Raw genomic sequence first — 24729 nt, 5'->3', positions numbered from 1 at the left:
GCAAGCAAATATGCGAGTAATCAGGCATTATGAAAATTCGTGTTGCTTCTGCTTATATGTTATTGTGGTGCATATAGTTTTGTAATAAAGCGCTAATTATGATATTTCGTCAGAGAATTGTGGGAATATATCGTATTTTGCTACATCAGTTTATTGTAGTAAAAAGCATGGAATAGCTGAAAATATACAGGTTATTTAGAGTCACACCGATGAATACATTGTTGGTCGGTGAGAAAAGCATTGACCCTCACCGACCAACGATGCGTTCCTTTTAAAGGAACGGAGCTTAGTTGAGAGAGAATAATTTGTTTTTTATTCCTCATTTATGCAGTTTTTAGCTCATGAATAGCATATTCTTGCATTAATTTATGCATTTATTTTTCTATTAGCTCGATTTTGAATTGAATATTAAAAGGGAGAATCTTAAAAATAGAACAGAATCTCTTATTCTGAGAGACACGGTTGACATTTCATTCTCTGTTGAAACTGCAAGAATATTGTTGCTTATGATATGGTTATCGCTTGATTTATTCGTTTGTTAGTTTAAATAATGTTACCTTTGTGGTTGAAAAGGAACTAAAATAAAACATGATGAGAACTATTTATAATAATTTGTTATTGGCGTAGATTATGAATTCAGACAGACAAATGGCTTTACTCTTTTTCATTTTAATGATAATTCTTGTTGTTACATTAGAACGAATGCTTTATGCTTCAGGAGAAGTTGCACTTGAAAATAAGACTAGAATAACTTTATTGGAGGCAATAGAAGATGGACTCAATACACAATATAAGGTACTGGGACTACATGAGTTTAGTCGCAAAATGGAACCGAACAGGAACTTTGAGCATTGTACTATAATTAGTTCTAAAGGTAAAAAAGTAAAAGATATTGCGGTTGAAAAAAATAAGGTCATAGTAAGTTCGGATGTTGATACCAAAATACGTCATACCGTTTTAGCAGAAGAGGGGATAGATGCCGATGCTTGTTTATCTTTGTGGAGTAAGAAACTGTCTGCAGCTAATATTGTTTCCTGTCATGCATTGCAATTACATATTCACACAGATAAGAATAGTGCCTATGTACTTGCTTGTGGAGATTCTACGTTATTTTTACCTGAGTATAAAAAGATTAGTAGTGTTTACGCCGGACTTTCCAATGAAATTGAAGTAGAGCCTTTTATTCGGTATTCTTGGTTGACAGTTCTCAAAAACGCCTCAATAACGATGGTGGTTATTGTGGAATTAATTATCCTTGTTCTTTTATTTGTTTGTTTTATCTATTATCTAAGAAAAAAAATAAAAAAGAGTGTTTCTTCAGTAACAGATATCTCCCAATCAGATATAAAATTGGCGAATCTTCGTTATGTCTACAGTTCGCATGAATTTTATGTAGATAATCGAAAGACTCAGATTCGTGGTCAATCTGCAACTTTGATTTTGTTGTTTTTGAAAGCTCCAAATCATACAGTGACAAAAGAAGAGATTATTTTATGTTTCTGGAGACCGGAAGATAGAGGCGTAGAAGGTAGGTTACGTCGTGTGCTGAGTGATTTAAGGGGCGTATTTCGGGAAAAATCAGTGAACTTATCTATTAAATCATCTGGAAATAGCTATTCTTTGATTGTTGAAAAAGTGCCATTTCATCGAATAAAACTTGTTTTGAGGACTATTGTGAGAAAATTCTCATAATAGTTCTCACAATTTCTCACGCCAATAATTTGCCATGTTCTAATCAGATGCCTACTTTCGGGCAAAAATTAATCAATTTATATCATAGTATGAAAAAGTATTTAAAGTTTGGAGCCTTTTCTTTGGTCGTATTGGTTTCTATTTTCTTTTGTAGAAAAGCTGAGCACAACAAACTACAAAACGTTATTTTATTAAATAATGTGGAAGCATTGGCTGCCGGTGAAAATCCTATGACTACTTGTATTGGCTCCGGTTCTGTGGATTGTCCTATAAATCATGAAAAAGTAAAGTATGTTTTCGAACCATTTAAATTGGATTGGTAAGCTTCTGCTACTGATATTGGTAGTTGGAATATTATTCTCGTGCTCACAGTCCCCAAAAACTTTTTTGGGGATTAAATATTTAGATTTTCCGGAAGAGAAACATCTGTCGGCACAGGTAATAGAGCTTGATACAGCTTTGTTCCGCTATCCTTTTCGGATACAGATAGAAGGGGATAAAGCCATTGTAATGGATTTACATGGTTCCGAATATTATGGGCATTTATTCCAGTACCCAAGTTTCCGGTATCTATCTTCTTTTGGCAGACGAGGCGATTCCCCAACGGAAATGTTGTCAATGGAAAACTTCCGTTTATATAACCATGAATTATGGACTTTAGATGCTAACAAAAGCGAATTAACTAGGTTAGATTTTTCTTCATCCGGTGATTCACTGCTTCGTGAGGAAACGGTAACATTGGATGAAGATATACTTCGACCGCTTGATTTTGCTGTATATGATGATACAACATTTGTCATTCCTGACTATTCAGGTGAGAGCCGTTTTTTGAAGGTTAATTGCAAAGGTAAACTTATAGAGAAGATAGGAGCTATACCTACAGCGAATGAGAAAGCTTTGCAGGAAGCCCGTCCGGCATTAGCACAGGCATGGCGTAGCTTTTTAGATTATAATCCCCATAATGGCGTTTTAGCTGCTGTCACTCAACTGGGAGAGGTGGTTGAAGTTTATAATTTGAAAGACAGTACTCATGTTGTTCGTATCGGTGAGCACGATGAACCTGAATTCAAAATTTCAGATGGATATGGTATACCAACAGGCATCATGGGATTCAGTGATGTTCAAGTAACGGATAATGCCATTTATACGCTGTTTCATGGAACGCCCTTTAAAGAGATATCAAGACAAAGTGGAAGGCTTCCTGACGGAGGAAAATACATTTATGTATTTAGTTTGAAAGGAGAACCGATGTGTAAATATGTACTCGACCATTATATATATGGTATTTGGGTAGATGAAGTTACTAAAACGATAATGGCGACAGATGTGAATAACGATCAGCCAATACTAAAGTTTAGTTTTGGTAGCGTATGAGAGAATTAACTTGATTAAAAGGAGCAGAATGATGAGTTTGTTCATCTTGCCGGATTTGCTTACATATCATCTGCTCCTAAACCTTTAAATAAAGATTCCGATGCAAACATAAGAATAAAAAAGTAATGTAGCAAACTATTGCTGTTCTGTTGAAATGATAAATACAGAAGAAAAATGAAAAAGAACAAACTAAAAAAATGACTGAATGAAAAAGAAACTAATGGGACTTATAGCCATTGTTGCTATTGCCGCTGTTGCGGGATACAATATATATACTTCGCAAAGCAATGTGAAGTTGTCGGATCTAGCTTTGGCTAATGTAGAAGCATTGGCACAGCATGAATGGGGACAAGGTATGCCTACCTACTGTTTTATGAATAAATCAGTTTGGTACTGTATTATGCAGCGTGGAGATACTTCTTGTTATTGCGAAATGTAAACATTAAGATAGAGAGTGTGTCATTTCTGGTACACTCTCATTGCAGAATTTAATCACACATTATGAATAAAATAAGCTTGTTGTTTTTAACACTGTTTTTTGTATTATTGGCGGCTTGCCAACATTCACAAAATGACATTTGTTCATTGGTACCTGCTCAAGACAGTCTTGTCTTTGAATTAGATCCACAAACATCGGTATTTATCAAAGCTATTTTTCCTTATACAGATGCCAATGGGAGAGAATATTTGACGTTTCAAAATAATATAGAGCCGGAAATATTATGGTATGATATAGAAACGCAAGAGTATGTGAAAACGCTGTGTATAGAAAAAGAAGGAGCCGATGGTGTTGGAATGTTTTTTGGATATCTTATTCAATCGGAAGAGGAAATATATATTCCCGAAATCAGGACTACTGTTATTGATGTAGTCAACGGTAGAGGAGAAATAGTACGTAAAATTAAATATGACAAAACCTCTCTAGGAAAATCAGCAATGCCCATTATGAACATTTCATTTCCCCATCATCTGATGTACATAGTAAACGGAAAATTGTACCTTCCTCAAGATCCTAATTTGACTTTAAAGAATATTATGGAAGATAGTCCAGTAGCATTGATGTTAGATACTGTTAGTGGTTCGTTAGATGAATTTGATCTTAGATTTCCAGCTGTGATGACTACAGAGGAAATAAGAGGAAATAAATTTGGAAAGACTGATTGTAGTTCTTGCTATAACGGAAAAGATTTTGTATATTCGTTTTTCTTTGATGAAGATATTTATGTAGTATCCTTGGATGGAAAAGTTCAAAAGCGAGTTAAGGTTAAGAGTAGGTATTTACCCCAAATTTACGATGGAGAAAAAGTTCCATCGGGTATTCCTGAGTTACTCGAGATGATTTGTTCCGTACCTATGTATGGCAATTTGATTTACGATCAATACCGTGAAGTGTATTATCGCTTTGTTTATCCTGAGACAGAATTGGTCAAGGGAGAGAATTATAAAGATGTTTGGGATCTGGGCAGAGGAAAATTTTCAGTCATTATACTTGACAAGAAACTTAATATTATAGGCGAAACTTTATTTCCTGAAAATATGTATGCATCCAGACTGTTTTTTGTGAGTAAAGATGGATTATATATCAGTACTAGCTTTATTAAGAATCCGTATTATAGTGATGACCAACTGTGCTTTCAAAGAATGGATTTAGTCTATGAATAAAGGATATTATGCCTAGACAAATATTCATTTCGATTTTTTGACTACAGTAGTTTTTTATTGTAGTTTTCAGAATATACTGATTTTATGGTAGCATTGGATGGATTGTGAATTTACATATGTTGGTCATACTTGTGTTGTCGCCTTGCCTTTGATTTGCTAAATTCAATAAAGTTGTGATTATCATAGCCTCAAGTTAAAAACGAATAATGATGAAAATTGTAAGTGTAATAATGTTGTAAATTATTATTTATTCATATTCTTTAAATAATAAAAAACTATTAGATGGAATTGAAATCCGCTGCAATATTACCAACTGGATACTCCTATTTTTGATTTTGCTGTTGATGAAAAGTCTAGAATAATTTATGGGTTAACTGATAAACCAGAAAGTCATATTGTACAATTTAAATTTTAATATTAATGAGATATTTGTCAGTTGTTGTATGTATGCTTATGTGTGTCTCTTGTCAAAATGCAGACAGAACTTGTCTTGTGAATACAGTAAAAGAATGGAAAGGAAAGGAAATTAAATTTCCGGCAAAATCTGTTTTTACACAATATATGTGTGATACTGTGAAATTTGATACAGACTCTGATTTTAAATTAATGATTTATGTAGATTCAACTGGGTGTACTAGTTGTAAACTCCAACTGCATAAATGGAAAAGTTTCTTAAGTGAAATGGATTCTGTTGCTAAAGGTAAAATTGATTATCTTTTTTATGTGTGTCCTAAAGATAAGAGGGAATTTGAACATATTTTGAAACGTGATAAATTTGACTATCCAATATGTATTGATGAATATGATTCTCTTAACATTATGAATAATTTTTCTTCCGATCCAAGGTTTCAAGTGCTTTTATTGGATAAAGAGAATAGGGTAATTGCAATTGGCAATCCCATACTTAATCCGAAGATTAAAGATTTATATTTTAATATACTTTTGGGGGCAAATAATAGAGGGGTGAATCAAATACCTCAAACACAAATTACAATTACTGAGCAAATGATAAATATGGGGAGTTTTTCTTGGAAAGATAGTCAGGAGAAAGATTTGATAGTAAAGAATGTTGGTCATTCTCCATTAGTTATTGATGAAATATTGACCTCTTGTGGATGTATTGTTGTAACACATGATAAGAAACCAGTATTACCTAAAGATAGTACTTGTATAAAAATAAGATATCAAGCGGAATATCCGGAATATTTTGATAAAACTATTATAGTGTATTGTAATGCAGAAGGTGCTCCATTAAAGTTAAGAATTAATGGAAACGCAAAATAAAGTTAGATGAGGTGTTTGAAATATATCCAGTTTGTATTTATTGTTCTATCTATTTTGCTAGGATGGCAAGTTGTAAATAGGATAGTACTTGGAGAGGAATTAATGACTTCTCTAGAAGTATCTTTACAATCTGCAGGAAGTAGTAGAAAAGAACTGGAAAAAGTACTTTGCCGTTATCAAGTGCATCCAAGTGATAGTCTAAAGTATAAAGCCGCTTGCTTTCTGATTGAAAATATGCCTTTTTATACTTATTCTGATGGAGAACAATTGGATAATTTCAAATCTTACTATGCATGGCTAAAAATAAGTAAAGGAAAAACACCACAAGAAATCGCCGATTCTGTTAAGAATGCGTATGGTCCTATAAAAGAGATAAATGAAAAGCGAGATATTATGGAAATAGATTCCGCTTATCTATGTCATAATATAGATTGGGCATTTAAAGTCTGGCAGGAGCAACCGTGGGGAAAGAACATCTCGTTTGAAACATTTTGTGAGTACTTACTACCTTACCGGATAGGTGATGAACCATTAACTTATTGGCGTGAAATGTACTATGAAAAATATAATTCGTTATTGGATTCATTGCGTATGTCTGATTCATTAGATATCGAAGATCCCGTGGTTGCTGCTAATTATCTGATAAGTAAATTGCCTGATAAGAGCTATTATTATACTTCTGTAACACCTTATCCATTTGGGCATATAGGACCGGAATATGTACAGTACTTATCCGGTACATGTAGGGAAGTGACTGATTTTGCTGTGTATTTATTTAGAGCTTTGGGTATTCCTTGTGCCATAGATTTTGTTCCTGTACGTAGTTATATAAATGCCGGGCATTTTTGGTTGACAACATGGAATAAGGATGGAGAGGAATATATGACTGATTTCCCGCAAAAATTGCGACCTGTACGTAAGAATTGGTGGTATCGGTGGGATGACAGTTCCAAAGTGTATAGATATACTTTTAGTGTGAATAGAGATCTGTATGAGCAAATGGCAAAGTATGGTGAAGAAGTATATCCTTTTTGGCGTTTGCCGAAATTTACAGACGTAACTTATGGATATGGCTATAGTTTTAAGAAAGAATTGGTTATCCCTTTAGAAAAGCAGTATAAAACGAAACGGAGCGGGAAAATCGCTTATCTATGTGTCAGTGACAGGGATCGTTGGACTCCTGTCGACTGGACTGCATATGATGCGGGGCATCTGGTGTTTCAGTATGTACGGAATGGTTCGTTTATGAGAGTGGCTACTTATGAGAATGGTACATTATGCTTTCTGACCGATCCTTTTTATGTTGATAAACAGAGTAATGAGATCTGCTATTATCCCGCAGGAAAGGAGAAGGAAGATGTGGTATTATATGCCAAGTGTGATATCGGGAGAGAAAATATGTTCAGAGACCGGATGATAGGAGGTGTTTTTGAAGGGAGCAACCATCCTGATTTTTCGGAAAAAGACACTTTGTTCATAATACAGGGCAGACCTAATCGTTTGAATACAACTGTAAAGAGTTGGTCTGATAAAGAATATCGTTATCTAAGATATTTTGGTCCGCCTAGAAGCGCATGTAATATTGCGGAAGTCACTTTTTATGAGAAGAATGATACCGTGGCTTTATCAGGGAAAATTATAGGGACTCCCGGATGTTACCAACATGACGGAACGCATGAATATACTAATGTCTTTGATGGGAAAACATGGACTTCCTTTGATTATCATCAGCCTACCGGTGGATGGGCGGGGCTTGACTTGGGCAGAAAAGTTCGTGTAGACCGTATTGTATATACTCCGCGCAACAGAGATAACTATGTTCGCCCTGATGATCTATATGAGCTGTTTTATTGTGACAAGGATTGGAAGTCTGCCGGAAAAATCAAGGCAACTGCTGATTCATTGGTATTTCGGGATATTCCCGTAAATACGGTGCTGCTTTTGAGAAATCATACACGCGGACTGGACGAGAGAATCTTTATTTATGAAAACGGTAGTCAACTATGGAAATAAGAACGTATATCAGTTTGGTTGCAACATGGAGAATGATTATCATCTCAGGTATCATTTCTCTGGTATATGCTTGCTCTTGTCCGAATGAGAAGATTTCGCATTTGTCCGCTATTGTTCCTTCCAGGCATACGCTGTTGGCTGTTACCCCCAGTTTAAGTCTCCAATTAACGGGGGATACATTAAATAAAAGTTACCCGCAGTTGAGAACCGGAAAGGCGTTTCCGATAACTGGTATTTTACGTGTAGACGGCATACTTTATCGTTTCATGGGAGGTGATTCTTTACGTATATCTCCTTTAGCACCTCTTTCGGGGGATACTGTCGGGTGGACGGGAAAATATTCTTTCTTGTTTCCGGGAAAAGGATGGGAGCAGAGGGTATATGACGATTCTTGGTGGAGTGAAGGAAAAGGGGCTTTTGGCCCGGTAAAAGGGTATTATTATCCGGCTCATACTTTGTGGGGAGCAGAAAATATTTATGTCCGCAGGCATGTCAAGGTGGATAAAAAAGACGCTTTGAAGAATCGTAAAGTTTATGTCCGTTATGTATGCGATGATCGGATAAAGCTTTTCTGTAATGGGAAACATCTGTTGGAAAGCGGATTTACGCATCAAACGAAATGCCAACATTTGACTGATGAAGCAATTAATCAAATAGTTGATGGAGATAATGTCCTGGCTGCATATTGCCGTAATACGGGAGGTGCCGGCTTATTGGATTTTGGTTTGTATATCGAAAATAAAACGTATGCCGATGCGAAACCTGCAACTTTGAAAAAGATAGATGTGCAAGCTACGCAGACTCAATTTATTTTCCAATGTGGAGAGGTGGATCTTCAGATTGACTTTGTCTCACCTTCCTTGTCGGAAAAGTGGGATATGACAGGATGGCCTGTCGGTTTTATTTCCTATCAAGTCCGTACGGAAAGCGGAAAGGAACATACAGTGGAAGTTTTGTTCGACGTGGATATGGAATGGATGTTTGGCAAGAGGGAAGTTGATAGTTGGGCTGAACAGGATTGGCGTTTTGTGAAGTCCGACAGCTTGTATTTGGCTATGGCAGCGGATGAAACAACCTTTTCATGTATGGATGGTCATGCCATCTTGTCTCAAAAGCTGTACGTGGGAAATGAAGAGGATAAGAATAGTGGGGTATTACTTGTCGGATATGAAGAAGGACAGGTGCTGCAATATGATGGAGAGGTGCTGTCTCCTCTTTGGAATAGTGATGGGACAAGGGCGGTAAAAGAATTAATGAAATCCGTAGGAAATAGATATAAGGAACTTAAAGCGGAATGTGATATTTTGGATAACCGATGGAACTCTAAGGCATTTCAGGCAAGGGATAAGGTATTCGCGGGGCAAATGCTTCCTGCTTACCGTAATTTTGTATCCTCTCATAGGTTTATGTCATTTTCTGATAATAAGCTTTTTTGTTTGGGCGATACTTTAGGCAATGTCAGGGAAGCTTATAAGAGTTTTCCGGTATTGTTATTCTTTCATCGTACCGACTGGATGAGAGGTTTGTTGGATCCCATATTCGAGTACTGTGAAGATATTCATTGGAGCAAGAAATATCCGCCATATGATATAGGCTTGTATCCTGTTGCCGGTAAACAGGTGAAATTGGAAGACTGTGCCGTAGAAGCGGCTGCCAATATGCTGATGATGACAACTGCTGTTGTTGAGGCGGAACAGGACTTCAGTTACGCTGATATGCATTGGGAGCAATTGGGGATGTGGGCGGATTATCTGCAAAAGAAGATGAAAAAAGAGACATATCCTTTCACCGGGTTATTGGATGAAAATGACGAACGCGTGAAATGTGTGTTAGGGTTGGCGGCTTATCGTAAATTGATTCAATTAAAGGGAAGCTTATGAGCAAGATAAAGAGAATTCGGGCGATATTGGAGAATCTGGCTTTCTTCATATTCTGTATGGTGGTTATTCTGTTCTTGATGCAACTGTTCTGTTTTACTTCATTCAGGATACCTTCGGATTCTATGGAACCGGCATTGAAGGATGGCGACCGGATATTGGTCAATAAGATGATAAGGGGGGCTCGCCTGTTCGATGTGTTTGCAGCTTTGGATAATGAGGAAATCACTATCCATAGGATGCCCGGATGGGGGAGTTTCAAGAGAAATGATATACTGGTTTTCAATTTCCCTTATCAGATGAACCGTTGGGATAGTGTCCGGATGGATGTAATGCAGTATTATGTAAAACGGTGTGTCGCCCTGCCGGGGGATACATTGGAGATTCGTGGGGGATTTTATAAAGTACGTGGTTGTGACGAACGGTTGGGAAACTACGATGCCCAGCAATATCTGGCGAATTTGAAGCATCCGGAGCAGCATGGTATTGTGGTAGGTACATTTCCGTATGACAAACAAATTGGATGGACTATCCGTGAGTTCGGACCTTTGCCGATTCCCAAGAAAGGTCAGACTGTAATGATGAACCGTACGAACTGTCTTTTATACCGGCAATTGATAGGGTGGGAACAGAAGAAAAAACTACGTATAAAAGACGGACAAATAGTATTGGGAGACAGTGTGATTACCCAATATCGCTTTAAAAAGAATTATTATTTTGTTTCCGGTGATAATATGGCAAATTCACAAGATTCAAGATACTGGGGGATGTTGCCTGAAGAATATATTGTAGGTAAGGCTACCCGTATTTGGTATTCGGAAGATAAATTTACGGAGAAGTTCCGTTGGGACAGGTTAATGAAGAAAATCAGATAAAAGAATGCAATGATTAAAAAAACACTGTGATGATTTTAAAAAACATTGAGAAGAAAAAAATAATCACTTAGCATGTTTTTTGAAAACATGTGATTGTTTCAGTAAAAACATATAGGAGAGTTAGTCAAAAGATGTAGAACGTTTATATAAATGATGTAGATGAGTCAGGAAAGTGTAATACTTCAATATGATATAAGATGTACAGAGTTTATGGCATTCGTCACTTTTTTCTTTATTGTATTGTATATCAGTGAGATATAATGAATGTTCTATAGTCAGATAACTACCTTCATTATAAGTGCTTATGCTATAAGTAAATAATGGAAAAAGTGACAATGACGGAGATTGGAATATGTTTTGATAAATGAGATTTTAAGTTGATGGGAACAGTAAAAAAATGCATAGCGGATGTGGTGGCACTCTTAGGGGTTGCTGCAATCCTGAGTGTAGTGACTTTTGCCACTTCGGGCGATATTCCTGTCGGTGAAATGGCATATCAAAGGCTGTGGTTGGGACGCATGGCTTTTGTTTTTGTCGTTTGTAGTCTGCCGTCTCTTTGCCTGAGCGGGAAACAGCGTCTGTCTTTTTCATCCATAGTGACATGGGTATTGATTGTATTGGGAGGAATCGAAGTTGTCTGGGGATTGAGACAGATATACGGCCTGGCTGTTTCCAATCATTCTTTATATGCGCTTACAGGATCTTTTTATAATCCGGGACCTTATTCAGGATATTTGTCGATGATATTCCCGCTTTGCCTGCATGAATGGCTGAATTTGAAAGAAAGGACGGAACGTACATGGGCGGAGCAGGGAAAGTATTACGTGGCATTAGGAGTTATGTTGTTGATTCTTTGTGTGTTGCCTGCGGGTATGAGCCGCTCGGCATGGATTGCTGCCGCAATATCAGGTACATGGGTATATGGGATGCATGCCTCGTGGGGAAGCAAACTGAAAGAATTTGGGCGAAAATATAAGAAAAGGGTGGTACTGGCTTGTATTGTAGGAGGGAGTATAGTGGTAATGATTGGTTACGCACTTTTTCAACTGAAAGCAACTTCTGCCAACGGCCGCTTGTTCATGTGGAAAGTCAGTGCTCTTGCTATTGCCGAAAGTCCTGTTATAGGACATGGAACAGGGAGTTTTGTCTCGGCCTATGGCAGAACGCAGGAAGATTATTTCGCCAACGGAGAATATTCGGAGACGGAAGAATTGGTGGCAGGAAGTCCGGAATATGCTTTTAATGAATATCTGCAAGTAGCGGTGGAATACGGGATTCCTTTTTTATTAGTTGTCTCTTTAGTTATTGGATTTTGTCTTTGGAAGGGAAGTAGTGAAGGAAGAATAGGTCTTTGTGGGAGTGTAATTTCTGTTTTGGTATTTGCCTTTTCCTCTTATCCGATGCAGATTCCCGGATTTGCAGTGACGTTCTATTTTTTGTTGGCGGCTTGTGTTATCGGGCGTTCAAAGATAATACTGTTATTCTTTATGTCAATGATGGTGCTATTGGGAGCGTATTATTGGAAAAACAACCAATATGATGCGTGTAAGAGTTGGCATCGTGGTAAGATGCTTTATAATATAGGGGCTTACCGGTCAGCTAAAGAAGACTACGAGAAGTTATATCCCGAATTAACGAATCGCGGAGCTTTTCTTTTTGAATACGGATATTCTCTGCATAAATTGAAAGAATATGATAACTCGACAAGGATATTGGAGGAAGCGATGACACACAGTAATGATCCCATGATTCTGAATATTATCGGCAAGAATTATCAGGCATCGGGCGCTTACGAGAAAGCGGAAGAATACCTGATTCGGTCTACGCACCGACTTCCGGGGCGGATTTATCCGTATTATCTGTTGGCGAAACTTTACGCGGAACCAAAATATCGGCAACCTGAAAAATTAAAATATGCTGTTGAAATAGTGTTGACAAAAGAACCCAAAGTTCAATCGACAGCAGTAAGGGAAATGAGAGAAGAAGTAAAGAAATTATTGAAATAAAAGAACCAATAAATATGAAGAAACACGATTGTATATGGTTATTGTTATGTTTGACATTAGGAGTAAACACCTCTTGCTCTGACAAGAAAAATAGTGCCGATGAACAGGAGCAAGGAGTAACCACCGTTCTTCCTGATGCAAAAAATGAGGTAACCATCCAAGTCCTGAAAAGACAGAATTTTAATCACGAGTTGGTAAGCAATGGCAAGGTGAATGCTCGTGGCAAAGCTGATTTGCGTTTTGAGACAAGTGAAGTCATTGCCCATATTTATGTGAAGAATGGCGATCGTGTGCATAAAGGGCAAAAACTGGCGGAGTTGGACAAATTCCGTTTGGAGCAGAAACTGTCCCAGTCGGAGGATGCCTTGTTGAAAGCCGAACTGGAACTGAAAGATATATTGATAGGACAGGGGTATTCTGTTGATGATTTCAGTAACGTTCCGGCGGACATAATGAAGATTGCCAAGGTGAAAAGCGGATATGACCAGTCGAAATCTCAGTATGAGTTGGCAAAAAGGGAAATGGAACATGCCACACTGGTCGCTCCTTTTGACGGGGTGGTGGCTAATCTTTTTTCGAAGACTTTTAATCCGGCTAATACGTCTGAAGTATTTTGTACTATTCTTGATACCAGAGGTATGGAGGCCGAATTTACCGTATTGGAGAATGAACTTGCTTTTATAAAGAAAGGGGATAAGGTAATGGTGCTTCCCTATGCCGGAGGAAGTTCGTTTGAAGGCAGTGTATCTGAAATCAATCCGTTGGTGGATGCGAACGGGATGGTAAAGGTGAAGGCTGACGTAAACGGGGAAGGTAAGCTGTTCAGCGGCATGAACGTAAGGGTGAGCGTCAGAAGAAATCTGGGTGAACAGTTGGTGATTCCCAAGACGGCTGTGGTACTGCGCTCCGGCAAGCAAGTCGTGTTCACATTGAAAGATGGCAAGTCCATGTGGAACTATGTAAATACGGGACTGGAGAATGCTACGGAATACATCGTTTCTGACAAATCTCGGAAAGGTGTTGAAGATGGCTTGCTCGAAGGAGATACGGTCATTGTGACCGGAAACCTGAATTTGGCGCATGAAGCGGAAGTAAATGTAAGATAATCCGTCCCAAAATCAAGTAAGCATGATAAAATTTTTGATTCAGCGTCCTATTGCCGTATTGATGGCCTTCACCGCCTGTTTTATTATCGGGTTGGTGACCTATTCCACCTTACCCATATCCTTGCTTCCGAATATCGCCATTCCGGAGATTACCGTTCAGGTATCCGCCGTCAATACTTCCGCCCGCGAACTGGAAAACACGATTGTGAAACCTTTGCGCGGACAATTGATTCAGGTTTCGACATTGAAAGACATTCATAGTGAATCAAGGGACGGGGCAGGCATTATCCGCTTGTCTTTTGACTATGGCACGAATACTGACCTCGCCTTTATCGAGGTGAACGAGAAGATAGACGCCGCAATGAATTTTCTTCCGAAAGAAACGGAACGCCCGAAAGTGATAAAGGCAAGCGCTACGGATATTCCCGTATTTTACCTGAACCTGACATTGAAGAATGACAGTGCCTATCACAGCACACAGCAGCAGTCTTTCCTGGATCTGTGCGAGTTTGCCGAATCGGTCATCAAGCGCCGGATAGAACAACTGCCGGAAGTCGCCATGGTGGATGTGACCGGAATACTTGAACGCCAGGTACAGATTGTACCCGATGAGGACAAGTTGGCAATGATGGGACTTACCATCGAGGATATTGAATCGGCTCTGTCATCCAACAATGTGGAACCGGGCAGCATGACGGTGCGTGACGGATACTATGAATATAATATAAAATTCTCCACACTGCTGCGCACGGCGGAAGATGTGGAAAATATCTATTTGCGCAAAGGCGACCGCATCGTACAATTAAAGGATTTCTGCAAAGTCAGTATCGTACCCGTGAAAGAAAAGGGCGTATCCGTGTCGAACGGCAAGCGTGCGGTGACACTGGCCGTCATCAAGCAGGCGGACGAGAACATGGATAAGATGAAAAACTCCCTGATAGGCACTATGAATTATTTTCAGCGGGTATATCCGGACATTGATTTCAGTATCAGCCGGAATCAGACCGAACTGCTGGACTATACTATTTCCAACCTGCAACAGAATCTTTCTTTAGGTTTTCTGTTTATCTGCCTGGTGGCGGTTCTCTTCCTGGGTGATGTGAAATCCCCGTTGGTGATCGGACTGAGCATGGTGGTTTCCATCGTCATCAGTTTCGTATTCTTCTACCTTTGCCATATGTCACTGAACATCATTTCCCTTGCAGGGTTGATTCTGGCTTTGGGAATGATGATTGACAGTTCGATTATCGTGACCGAGAATATTTCTCAATATCGGGAGCGGGGATATTCCCTGCGGCGTGCCTGTATTACAGGAACAAGTGAAGTGGTGACTCCTATGTTGAGTTCTTCGCTGACTACCATCGCCGTATTCGCCCCCTTGATTTTTATGAGCGGCATTGCCGGAGCTATTTTCTACGACCAGGCTTTCTCTGTCACGGTAGGGCTGATGGTGTCTTATTTTACGGGAATCATGCTTCTTCCCGTCCTTTATCTGCTGGTCTACCGCACAGGCATCCGTACCCGGAAATGGAAGTGGCTCTCCTTTAAATTCAATAATCCGATAAAAGACCATACACTGGATCGTTTCTATGATACTGGAGTCGACTGGGTATTCTCTCATAAAACGTTCAGCGTGCTATTCTGCATTGTTTCCATCCCGCTCTGCATATTCTTCTTTTTCTTTATAGACAAGCAGCGGATGCCCGATATAGAAGAAAACGAACTGATTGTCCGCATAGAATGGAATGAGAATATCCACGTGGATGAAAACAGGAAGCGTGTGGACGGACTTTTTAAGGAACTGGATGGTCAGTCCCTGGAACAGACGGCTTCTATCGGCAGGCAGGACTTTATCCTGAACCGGGAAAGGGAGCTTTCATCGTCCGAAGCGGAACTTTATTTCCGTACGGAGACTTCCGGTGGAATTGCTCCCTTGGAACAGGAGATATACCGGAGACTGAAAGAACGCTATCCGCTCTCTGTCGTTTCTTTCGCTCCGCCGGAAACGGTGTTTGAGAAACTCTTCGTAACGGGTGACCCGGATGTCGTTACTGAGTTTTATGCCCGCAACAGGGCGCAGGCACCGGACGCGGAAACGATTCGCAAAGTGGAGCAGGGACTGGCGAAAGAAACCGGAATCAACCCTACGGGCATCGCTTTTGAGAACCAGTTGAACCTGAGTATCAGCAAGGAAAAGCTCTTGCTTTACCGTGTTTCTTATAATGAGCTTTACCGCGTCCTGAAAACCGCTTTCCGTGAAAACAGCGTGACCATGCTGCATTCCTACCAACAGTATCTTCCGATTAATATTGCGGGGAATGAGAAAACGGTGAACAGGGTTTTGCAGGAGACATTGGTACAGACACAGCCGGATAGTAAAGGGGACGTGGAATTTATCCCGCTTCGGGAACTGGTGAAGGTGACTCCTGCCGAGGACTTGAAAAGCATCACTTCCGGGCGTAACGGGGAATTTGTGCCTTTCGACTTTTACGGGGTACGGGACGCGGACAAGCTGATAAAGGACGTGAAGCGGGTAGCTGAGGAGACGGGAGACTGGGACACGGGATTTTCCGGCAGCTTCTTCTCGAACCGGGAAATGCTGGACGAACTGGTAGTGATACTTCTGATTTCCCTGTTGCTGATGTATTTTATCCTTGCGGCACAGTTCGAGAGTTTTTTACAGCCTTTGCTTGTCCTGGCGGAAATTCCCATAGACGTGGCCTTTGCTCTGTTGCTGCTTTGGATTTGCGGGCATACGCTGAATCTGATGTCAGCCATCGGGCTTATCGTCACCTGCGGTATCGTCATCAATGACTCTATCCTGAAACTGGACGCAATCAATGAACTGCGCAAGGCAGGCGTCCCTTTGTTGGAAGCCATCCATGAAGCCGGACGCAGGCGCCTGCGTCCCATTATCATGACCTCGCTGACTACGATTTTCGCCATGGTTCCGCTCTTGTTCTCTTCGGATATGGGTTCGGAACTGCAAAAACCGTTATCCATTGCCATGATAGGAACGATGTCGATAGGTACGGCAGTGAGCCTGTTTATCATCCCGTTGTTTTATTGGTTTATTTATAGGAATAAGAAGGCTCAAACGCAGGTTAACGCGGATTGACGCAGATTATTTTTCACGTATAAAATTGTCAGTTATGAATTATCAGTTATTAGTCAGGTGTTATTTTACTTTGGCGTTGGGGTGCGGAATCTGTTTTTCCGCAAATGCCCAGGAACGTTTGGTACTTGACCTGAATCGGACGATTGCTTTGGCCAATGACAGTTCGTTGGAGTCATTCCGCACACAGAATATGTATCTATCCGGTTACTGGGAGTATCGGACGTACCGTGCCAACCGCTTGCCCAGCCTGACACTGGATCTTACCCCGGCACAATATAACCGGGATATCACGAAGCGTTATGATTCGGGTTCCAATCTGGATGTATACCGTACGCAGCAATCTTATTATGCCTATGGCGGACTGAGTGTGAAACAGAATCTCGATCTGACCGGAGGTACTTTCTATCTGGAATCGAATCTTGCCTATATGCGCAACTTCGGTGACAACAGCGCGACGCAACTTACCAGTGTTCCCATACGAATCGGATATTCGCAGAGTCTGGTAGGGTACAATCCTTTCAAGTGGGAACGAAAGATAGAACCGTTGAAATATGAGCGTGTGAAGAAGGAGTTTCTTTATAATGTGGAGAAAGTGTCGGAGACAGCCACGAATTATTTCTTTTCCCTGGCTATGGCACAGGCGGAATATAAACTGGCAAAAGATAACCTGGCTTCCACGGATACGCTTTACCGTATCGGGCAGCAACGACACCGGATAGCCGCCATCTCACAGGCTGACCTGTTGACATTGAGACTGGATCGCGTGAATGCGCAAAACACATTGCAGAACAAGGCAAGCGACCTGAAGCGGGCGATGTTCTCTTTGGCATCTTTCCTTAACCTGGATAAGAATACGCAAATAGAACTGGAACTTCCTTCCCGCCCGAACAGGATAGAGATTCCGGTGGACGAGGCTTTGAGTTGGGGAAGGAGCAACAATCCCCAGTTACTGGAATTGAAGCAGAATGTATTGGAAGCGGAACGGAATGTGGACAGGACAAAGAAAGAATCCCGCTTCAACGCAAGTGTGAACGCGAGTATCGGCTTTAATCAGGTGGCGGATAATTTCGGTGATGTATATCATAAACCGATGCAGCAGGATTTAGTGGCGGTCAGCGTCTCTATTCCCATAGTGGACTGGGGAGTTCGGAAAGGAAAGTATAATATGGCACGTAACAACCTGAATGTGGTGAAAATCTCTGCACGGCAGGATGAGATAAGCATTGAGGAGGAAGTGATTATGACCGTGAGTGATTTCAATATCCAGCAGCAGTTGATAGCAAGTGCGGAAGAAGCGCTTGATTTGGCCGTACTTGCGTATAATGAGACAAAGCAGCGTTTTATCATTGGCAAGGCGGACATTAACAGCCTGACTCTTTCACTTAACCGTCAGCAACAGGCTCAACGGAATTATATTTCCGCCTTGCAGAACTACTGGCTGAATTATTACAAGATACGCCGTCTCACTTTGTTTGATTTCGCTGCGAATCTTTCACTCTCTGACAGGTTTGATTTCAATGGAGGGAAGTTGATTAAATGATATTTTATTTGCAGACAGAATAATAATTTTCTTTTTAGACAGAAGAACATAAGAACAAAAGATGAAACAGTAGTAGTTTAATGACCGGCAGAAATAATTTTCCAAGCGCAGCCTTTATGTTCTTTTGTTCTTATGTCTAAATCAAATTCCCATTTATATAAATAACGATAATGCAAAATCTAGATTCTGAAATAAAGAAGTCTTCAAAGGCTTCCGCTTTTACACTGATTGTCGCATTTATTTGTGTGGCACTGGTCGGGTTGGCGCTCGTTCCGTTGTTGCCTGTCAAGCTGAATCCGTCGCGGACATTGCCGGGCTTTAGTGTCGGCTTCAGTATGTCCGGGACTTCGGCACGTGTGGTGGAGATGACGGCTACCAGCAAATTGGAAGCGATGCTTGCCCGTATAAAAGGGATTCGGAGCATTTCTTCCACTTCGGGGAACGGGTGGGGAAGAATTAATGTAAGCCTGGACAAACATGCGGATGCGTCGGTCGCACGTTTTGAAGCTTCAACGATTATCCGGCAGACATGGCCGGAGTTGCCGGACGGGGTGAGTTATCCGTATATACAGATGCATAGTCCGGAACAACAGAGCCAAGGCCCTTTCATGTCGTTTACGATTAATGCGCCTGCCACTCCCATTCTGATTCAGCAATATGCGGAGGAGCATATCAAGACACGTTTGGCGCAGCTTCCGGGCATTTATAAGATAAATCTTAGCGGAGCTACGCCGATGGAATGGCGGTTGGAATATGACAGTGAGCAATTGCGGACATTGGGAGTAAGTACGGATGATATTCGTCAGGCGGTCGGGCTGCATTATCAGAAAGAATTTTTAGGTACTTATGATGCGGAACAAGGGGCTTCGGGCAGGCAATGGATACGCCTGGCGTTGGTTCCCGAACATGACAGCCGGGAGTTTGATGCCAGTCGGATACAGGTGAAGATGAAGGACGGGAGAATGATTGGCCTGGATGAATTGGTGAAGGTTTCACGGGTGGAACAACAGCCGCAAAGTTATTACCGGATTAATGGGCTGAACTCAATTTATCTGTCGATAGTTGCCGAAGAGACGGCTAATCAATTGGCGTTGAGCAAGGAAGTGAAGGCATATATGGATGACATTCAGCTATTGCTTCCGGCAGGATATGAGATTCATACCAGTTATGATGCTACGGAGTTCATCAAGGATGAGTTGAGTAAGATTTATCTGCGTACGGGAGTCACGGTGGCTATCCTGCTTCTGTTCGTATTGTTGATTACGTTCAGTCCTAAATATCTGTTTCTGATTGTTGTCAGCTTGTCTGTCAATATAGCGATAGCGGTTATTCTTTATTACGCCTTCGGGTTAGAAATGCAGTTGTACTCTTTGGCGGGTATCACTGTCTCGTTGAATCTTGTGATTGATAACACGATAGTGATGAGCGACCACTATCTGCGACGTGGCAACCGGAAAGCGTTTATGTCCGTGCTGGCGGCTACATTGACAACGATGGGAGCATTGGTTATCATCTTTTTCCTCGATGAGAAGATACGGCTTAATTTGCAGGACTTTGCTGCCGTGGTGATTATCAATTTGGGAGTTTCTTTATTGGTTGCCCTGTTTTTTGTTCCTTCCCTGATTGATAAAATCGGATTGAAGCGACGGAAAAGAATTTCTCCTTCAAAACCAAAGTTGAAGCTGAAGCTGAAACCGAAATTGGGACAGCGGATAGGGAACGTACGTTTCTTTGTGTGGGTACGCTCGAAAATGCGTCGTTTTCCGGTTTACTTCAGCCGCTTTTATAGGTGGCTGATACGGATTCTTTGCCGTTGGAGGGTGGCGGTGTGCATACTGTTATTATTAGGATTCGGATTGCCTGTATTCTTGTTGCCGGAAAAGATGAAGGGAGAAGATAAGTGGGCGGAAATTTATAATAAAACGCTGGGTACTTCTACCTATAAAGAAAAGGTGAAACCGGTTGTGGATAAGGCGTTGGGTGGAAGCCTGCGACTGTTTATACAAAAGGTGTATGAGGGGAGTTATTTCTCACGGAATGAAGAAGTAGTGCTTCACGCCAACGCGAATTTACCGAATGGGAGCACGCTTGAGCAGATGAATACACTGATAAAACGGATGGAAACTTATCTGAGTGGATTTAAGGAAATCAAGCAGTTTCAAGCATCCGTGGAGAGTGCCCGCAGGGCATCTATCCATATCTATTTTACTAAAGAGCATCAGAGAAGCGGATTTCCCTATACATTGAAAGCGAATATGATAAGTAAGGCTCTTCAATTGGGAGGTGGAGACTGGAGTATCTACGGATTGCAGGATCAGGGATTCAGTAATAGTGTGCGTGAGAACGCGGGTTCTTTCCGGGTGAAGATGTACGGGTACAATTATGATGAGCTTTATGCGTGGGCGGAGAATTTGAAGGAGAAGCTATTGTCTCACCGACGGATTAGGGAAGTGACGATAGGTTCTGATTTCTCGTGGTGGAAAGATGATTATATGGAATTCTACTTCGACCTGAACAAACGGCGGATGGCTGAAGAAGGAATTGGAGCCGGAGGGTTGTTTTCCGCTATCCGTCCGATATATGGGCGAAATATGGAAATCGGTTCGGTATTGACGGAAGAAGGAACGGAAAAGATAAAGCTTTCTTCCCGGCAATCGGAAGAACGGGATGTATGGGCTATGCAGTACTATCCTTTCCAGTCAGGCGGTAAGGAATATAAGATGTCGGAACTGGCCGTCGTTGAGAAAGGGCAGATGCCGCAGGAAGTGGCAAAAGAAAATCAGCAATATCGCTTGTGCCTGCAATACGAGTATATTGGTTCTTCGGAACAGGGGCATAAACTGCTGAAGAAAGATTTGGAAGAGTTTAACGAGCTTCTTCCGATGGGATATACCGCAAAATCGGAAGATAACAACTGGTCGTGGGGCGGAAAGGATAATAAGCAATATCGTTTGCTCCTGATTGTAATCGCTATTATTTTCTTTATTACAAGTATTCTTTTTAATTCGCTGAAACAGCCGTTAGCGATTATCTTTGTGATTCCGGTATCTTATATCGGCGTGTTCCTGACGTTCTACTGGTTCAAACTGAACTTCGACCAGGGCGGTTTTGCTTCCTTTGTCCTGCTTTGCGGTATTACGGTAAATGCGAGTATTTATATTCTGAATGAATATAATTCTATCCGTAAACGTTTCCCGCGTCTTTCACCGCTCCGGGCTTATGTGAAAGCTTGGAACACAAAGATAATACCTATCTTCCTGACAGTAACTTCTACTATTTTAGGCTTTATCCCTTTCATGGTAGGAGCGGAAAAAGAAGGGTTCTGGTTTCCGTTGGCGGCAGGCACTATCGGCGGACTGATAATGTCTGTCGTCGGAGTATTTATCTTTTTGCCGGTGCTGACGCTGAAGAAGAAGCATTGCTTTGTGTCCTCTAAAGCTATGCTTTAAGGATGCTAAAGCATAGCTTTATCCGGTCTAAAGCTACGCTTTTGGTTTTACCAGTTATTTCCCGCGTTACTGCTGCTGATAAGCATTTCCACTCTCTGCTTGTACAAATTCGCTCCTTCGGCAATATTCTTTCCTGCATCTGCGGTTCCCATTCCGTAAACGACAATGGGTGTCTGCCATGCCATACCCGAGTGAATCGCGCTACCCTGATACGGGCGTAGAAGCTCATCGATTGTGAAGCGGTTTCGCCCGCCGCTACGATAAGCGTCATATTCGGAGCCGGTAGTTGTTACCACCATCAATGGTTTGCCTGCAACAGCCGGAGTCTTGGATAAGTAAGTAAAGACTTCGTCCTGCCATTTTTTTAGTAATGACGGCGCAGCCATCCAATAGAAGGGAAACTGGTAGATGACAGCCGAAGCGTCGGAGATGATCTTACTCCATTCGTCCACATTGAAAGCGATTTCCTCGGACAGTTCATAGAGGTTGAAAACCGCCACTCCTTCAATGTCACTCACGGCGTCGATTAATGCCTTGTTTGCTTGTGATTCTTTCATGTTGGGATGTGCCAGCAGAATCACGACTTTTCTTAAATCTTTATTCATATTCAATCAGGTATTTATGATGATACAATTACTTATATACTATTAAGGTCTAAAAATAAGAAAAAGTTCTCGAAAACCAATATCTTAATTAAAAATAAAACAATCACTCTTTGCTTTTGAATTTGTATTTTTGCATCCACGTTCGTAAGACGTTACTTTAGATAATAATATTGTATATGATAGATTTTACCCGGTTTCCTTCTCCTTGCTATATCATGGAAGAAGAACTTTTAAGAAAGAACCTGAGTTTGATAAAAAACGTAGCCGACAGGGCGGGAGTGGAGATAATCCTGGCTTTCAAGTCATTTGCCATGTGGCGCTCTTTCCCTATCTTTCGTGAATACATCAACCATTCAACAGCCAGTTCGGTATATGAAGCCCGCCTGGCATTGGAAGAATTCGGTAGCAAGGCGCATACCTATTCTCCTGCCTATACAGAACAGGATTTCCCCGAAATCATGCGATGCAGCAGCCATATCACATTCAACTCGATGGCGCAGTTTGCCCGTTTCTATCCGATGACGGTAGCCGAAGGAAGCGGTATCTCCTGTGGTATCCGTGTGAATCCCGAATATTCGGAAGTGGAAACGGAACTTTATAATCCGTGTGCGCCCGGTACCCGTTTCGGGATAACGGCTGATTTGTTGCCGGAGACGCTGCCGCAAGGGATTGAAGGTTTTCATTGCCATTGCCATTGCGAATCTTCCTCTTATGAACTGGAGCGTACATTGGAACATCTGGAAGAGAAGTTTGCCCGTTGGTTTCCGCAGATAAAGTGGCTGAACCTGGGCGGCGGACATCTGATGACCCGCAAAGACTATGATACGGAACATCTGATAAAACTATTGCAAGGATTAAAATCACGCTATCCGCACTTGCAGATTATCCTGGAACCCGGATCGGCTTTTACTTGGCAGACGGGTGTCCTGACTTCCGAGGTGGTGGACATTGTGGAAAGCCGTGGAATCAAGACAGCCATCCTGAACGTCAGCTTTACCTGCCATATGCCCGATTGCCTGGAGATGCCCTATCAGCCGGCAGTCCGTGGCGCGGAAATGGGAAATGAAGGCAAATACATTTACCGTCTTGGCGGAAATTCCTGTTTGAGCGGCGACTATATGGGACTGTGGAGTTTCGACCATGAACTGCAAATCAGAGAGCGGATAGTGTTTGAAGATATGATTCACTATACGATGGTAAAGACAAACATGTTTAACGGAATCCATCATCCGGCCATCGCTTTATGGACAAAAGAGGGAAAAGCAGAAATATACAAGCAATTTTCTTACGAAGATTATCGTGACCGAATGAGTTGATAATCAAAAAGATTGTTTTGCGGCGGGGGCAAAGTGTGCAGATTTCTTTAAAAAAAGTATGCAGAATGTTTGCAGGTTTACGGAAAATCCCTACCTTTGCAACCGCAAACGAAAAAATGCGGAAATAGCTCAGTTGGTAGAGCATAACCTTGCCAAGGTTAGGGTCGCGAGTTCGAGTCTCGTTTTCCGCTCATGTTTCTTTGAAATGTTGGAACAATAATCTTTGCCCAGGTGGCGGAATTGGTAGACGCGCACGTTTCAGGTGCGTGTGTCGAGAGGCATGCAGGTTCGAGTCCTGTTCTGGGCACAGAGATTGAAACTTTTGGAATTACGGAGAGGTGGCGGAATTGGTAGACGCGCTACTTTGAGGGGGTAGTGACAGTTATGTCGTGGGAGTTCGAGTCTCCTTCTCTTCACGGTTCGTTGAAAGTTTATTTGCGGAAATAGCTCAGTTGGTAGAGCATAACCTTGCCAAGGTTAGGGTCGCGAGTTCGAGTCTCGTTTTCCGCTCTTGTTTCTTTGAAATGATGGAACTAAGTTTTGCCCAGGTGGCGGAATTGGTAGACGCGCACGTTTCAGGTGCGTGTGTCGAGAGGCATGCAGGTTCGAGTCCTGTTCTGGGCACCAATCTTTCAGTTTTCTGAATGACGAAATTTAGTTTGCGGAAATAGCTCAGTTGGTAGAGCATAACCTTGCCAAGGTTAGGGTCGCGAGTTCGAGTCTCGTTTTCCGCTCCATATATATAACATAAGAGGTTGTCAGTCGATGTGATTGGCAACCTCTTTTTTTTGTACCTTATTGTAAGTTTACCG

16 protein-coding genes and 6 tRNA genes are annotated in these 24729 nt (G+C 41.4%); 21 read left to right on the top strand and 1 reads right to left on the bottom strand.

Annotated elements, in window-relative coordinates; all coding sequences use genetic code 11:
* Positions 1-630: 630 nt before the first annotated feature.
* The 14 genes from BQ7997_RS09630 to BQ7997_RS09565 all read left to right on the top strand — a co-directional run bounded on the left by BQ7997_RS09630 (position 631) and on the right by BQ7997_RS09565 (position 21996).
* Positions 631-1692, top strand: coding sequence for an AfsR/SARP family transcriptional regulator (locus BQ7997_RS09630; protein WP_235817277.1), 1062 nt, complete (start codon positions 631-633; stop codon positions 1690-1692).
* An 89-nt stretch (positions 1693-1781) separates the two neighbouring features.
* Positions 1782-2015 (top strand): NVEALA domain-containing protein, encoded by a 234-nt coding sequence (locus BQ7997_RS09625; RefSeq protein WP_073345788.1) that lies wholly within the window; start codon positions 1782-1784, stop codon positions 2013-2015.
* Positions 1984-3066 (top strand): BF3164 family lipoprotein, encoded by a 1083-nt coding sequence (locus tag BQ7997_RS09620; protein ID WP_162842110.1) that lies wholly within the window; start codon positions 1984-1986, stop codon positions 3064-3066. The genes BQ7997_RS09625 and BQ7997_RS09620 overlap by 32 nt, the downstream gene beginning before the upstream one ends.
* A gap of 205 nt (positions 3067-3271) precedes the next feature.
* The gene (locus BQ7997_RS09615) at positions 3272-3505 is read left to right on the top strand and encodes an NVEALA domain-containing protein (RefSeq protein WP_073345786.1); all 234 of its coding nucleotides are present in this window, start codon (positions 3272-3274) and stop codon (positions 3503-3505) included.
* Between the two features lie 62 nt (positions 3506-3567).
* Positions 3568-4728, top strand: a complete 1161-nt coding sequence (locus BQ7997_RS09610; protein WP_083589206.1) for a DUF4221 family protein — start codon at positions 3568-3570, stop codon at positions 4726-4728.
* 492 nt (positions 4729-5220) lie between these two features.
* Entirely contained in the window at positions 5221-6012 is a 792-nt protein-coding gene (locus tag BQ7997_RS09605; RefSeq protein WP_159436754.1) for a DUF1573 domain-containing protein, read from the top strand.
* Positions 6013-6018: 6 nt separating this feature from the next.
* Positions 6019-8025, top strand: coding sequence for a hypothetical protein (locus tag BQ7997_RS09600; RefSeq protein ID WP_073345779.1), 2007 nt, complete (start codon positions 6019-6021; stop codon positions 8023-8025).
* Positions 8016-9905 carry a glutaminase domain-containing protein gene (locus BQ7997_RS09595; RefSeq protein WP_073345777.1) on the top strand — a complete coding sequence of 630 codons (1890 nt, stop codon included), beginning with the start codon at positions 8016-8018 and terminating at the stop codon, positions 9903-9905. Before BQ7997_RS09600 ends, BQ7997_RS09595 begins: the two co-directional genes overlap by 10 nt.
* Positions 9902-10777 carry a signal peptidase I gene (lepB, locus tag BQ7997_RS09590; protein ID WP_083589205.1) on the top strand — a complete coding sequence of 292 codons (876 nt, stop codon included), beginning with the start codon at positions 9902-9904 and terminating at the stop codon, positions 10775-10777. The genes BQ7997_RS09595 and lepB overlap by 4 nt, the downstream gene beginning before the upstream one ends.
* 380 nt (positions 10778-11157) lie before the next feature.
* Positions 11158-12783, top strand: a complete 1626-nt coding sequence (locus BQ7997_RS09585) for an O-antigen ligase family protein (protein WP_073345772.1) — start codon at positions 11158-11160, stop codon at positions 12781-12783.
* Positions 12784-12797: 14 nt separating this feature from the next.
* The gene (locus BQ7997_RS09580) at positions 12798-13889 is read left to right on the top strand and encodes an efflux RND transporter periplasmic adaptor subunit (RefSeq protein ID WP_073345769.1); all 1092 of its coding nucleotides are present in this window, start codon (positions 12798-12800) and stop codon (positions 13887-13889) included.
* A 22-nt stretch (positions 13890-13911) separates the two neighbouring features.
* Positions 13912-17007, top strand: a complete 3096-nt coding sequence (locus tag BQ7997_RS09575) for an efflux RND transporter permease subunit (protein WP_073345767.1) — start codon at positions 13912-13914, stop codon at positions 17005-17007.
* 34 nt (positions 17008-17041) lie between these two features.
* Entirely contained in the window at positions 17042-18547 is a 1506-nt protein-coding gene (locus BQ7997_RS09570) for a TolC family protein (protein WP_022138523.1), read from the top strand.
* Positions 18548-18717: 170 nt separating this feature from the next.
* Positions 18718-21996 (top strand): efflux RND transporter permease subunit, encoded by a 3279-nt coding sequence (locus BQ7997_RS09565; RefSeq protein WP_073345764.1) that lies wholly within the window; start codon positions 18718-18720, stop codon positions 21994-21996.
* 47 nt (positions 21997-22043) lie between these two features.
* On the opposite strand, the gene BQ7997_RS09560 is transcribed toward BQ7997_RS09565, so the two are convergent.
* Positions 22044-22601: an NAD(P)H-dependent oxidoreductase gene (locus BQ7997_RS09560; RefSeq protein WP_022138521.1), complete on the bottom strand. Its 558-nt coding sequence runs from the start codon at positions 22599-22601 to the stop codon at positions 22044-22046.
* A gap of 176 nt (positions 22602-22777) precedes the next feature.
* Here BQ7997_RS09560 and nspC point away from each other — a divergent pair, with 176 nt between their 5' ends.
* The 7 genes from nspC to BQ7997_RS09525 all read left to right on the top strand — a co-directional run bounded on the left by nspC (position 22778) and on the right by BQ7997_RS09525 (position 24654).
* Positions 22778-23917: a carboxynorspermidine decarboxylase gene (gene nspC / locus BQ7997_RS09555; RefSeq protein ID WP_073345762.1), complete on the top strand. Its 1140-nt coding sequence runs from the start codon at positions 22778-22780 to the stop codon at positions 23915-23917.
* Between the two features lie 118 nt (positions 23918-24035).
* A tRNA-Gly gene (locus BQ7997_RS09550) sits at positions 24036-24108 on the top strand.
* Positions 24109-24142: 34 nt separating this feature from the next.
* Positions 24143-24224: transfer RNA gene (locus BQ7997_RS09545), tRNA-Leu, on the top strand.
* Between the two features lie 25 nt (positions 24225-24249).
* Positions 24250-24333 (top strand) — tRNA-Leu (locus tag BQ7997_RS09540).
* Between the two features lie 21 nt (positions 24334-24354).
* Positions 24355-24427: transfer RNA gene (locus BQ7997_RS09535), tRNA-Gly, on the top strand.
* Between the two features lie 32 nt (positions 24428-24459).
* Positions 24460-24544 (top strand) — tRNA-Leu (locus BQ7997_RS09530).
* Positions 24545-24578: 34 nt separating this feature from the next.
* Positions 24579-24654 (top strand) — tRNA-Gly (locus tag BQ7997_RS09525).
* Positions 24655-24729 lie beyond the last annotated feature (75 nt).

Origin of the sequence: Bacteroides congonensis (genome assembly GCF_900130125.1) — a bacterium.
In the GTDB taxonomy this organism is placed as follows: domain Bacteria; phylum Bacteroidota; class Bacteroidia; order Bacteroidales; family Bacteroidaceae; genus Bacteroides; species Bacteroides congonensis.
This window is presented reverse-complemented; position numbering and strand designations above follow the sequence as displayed.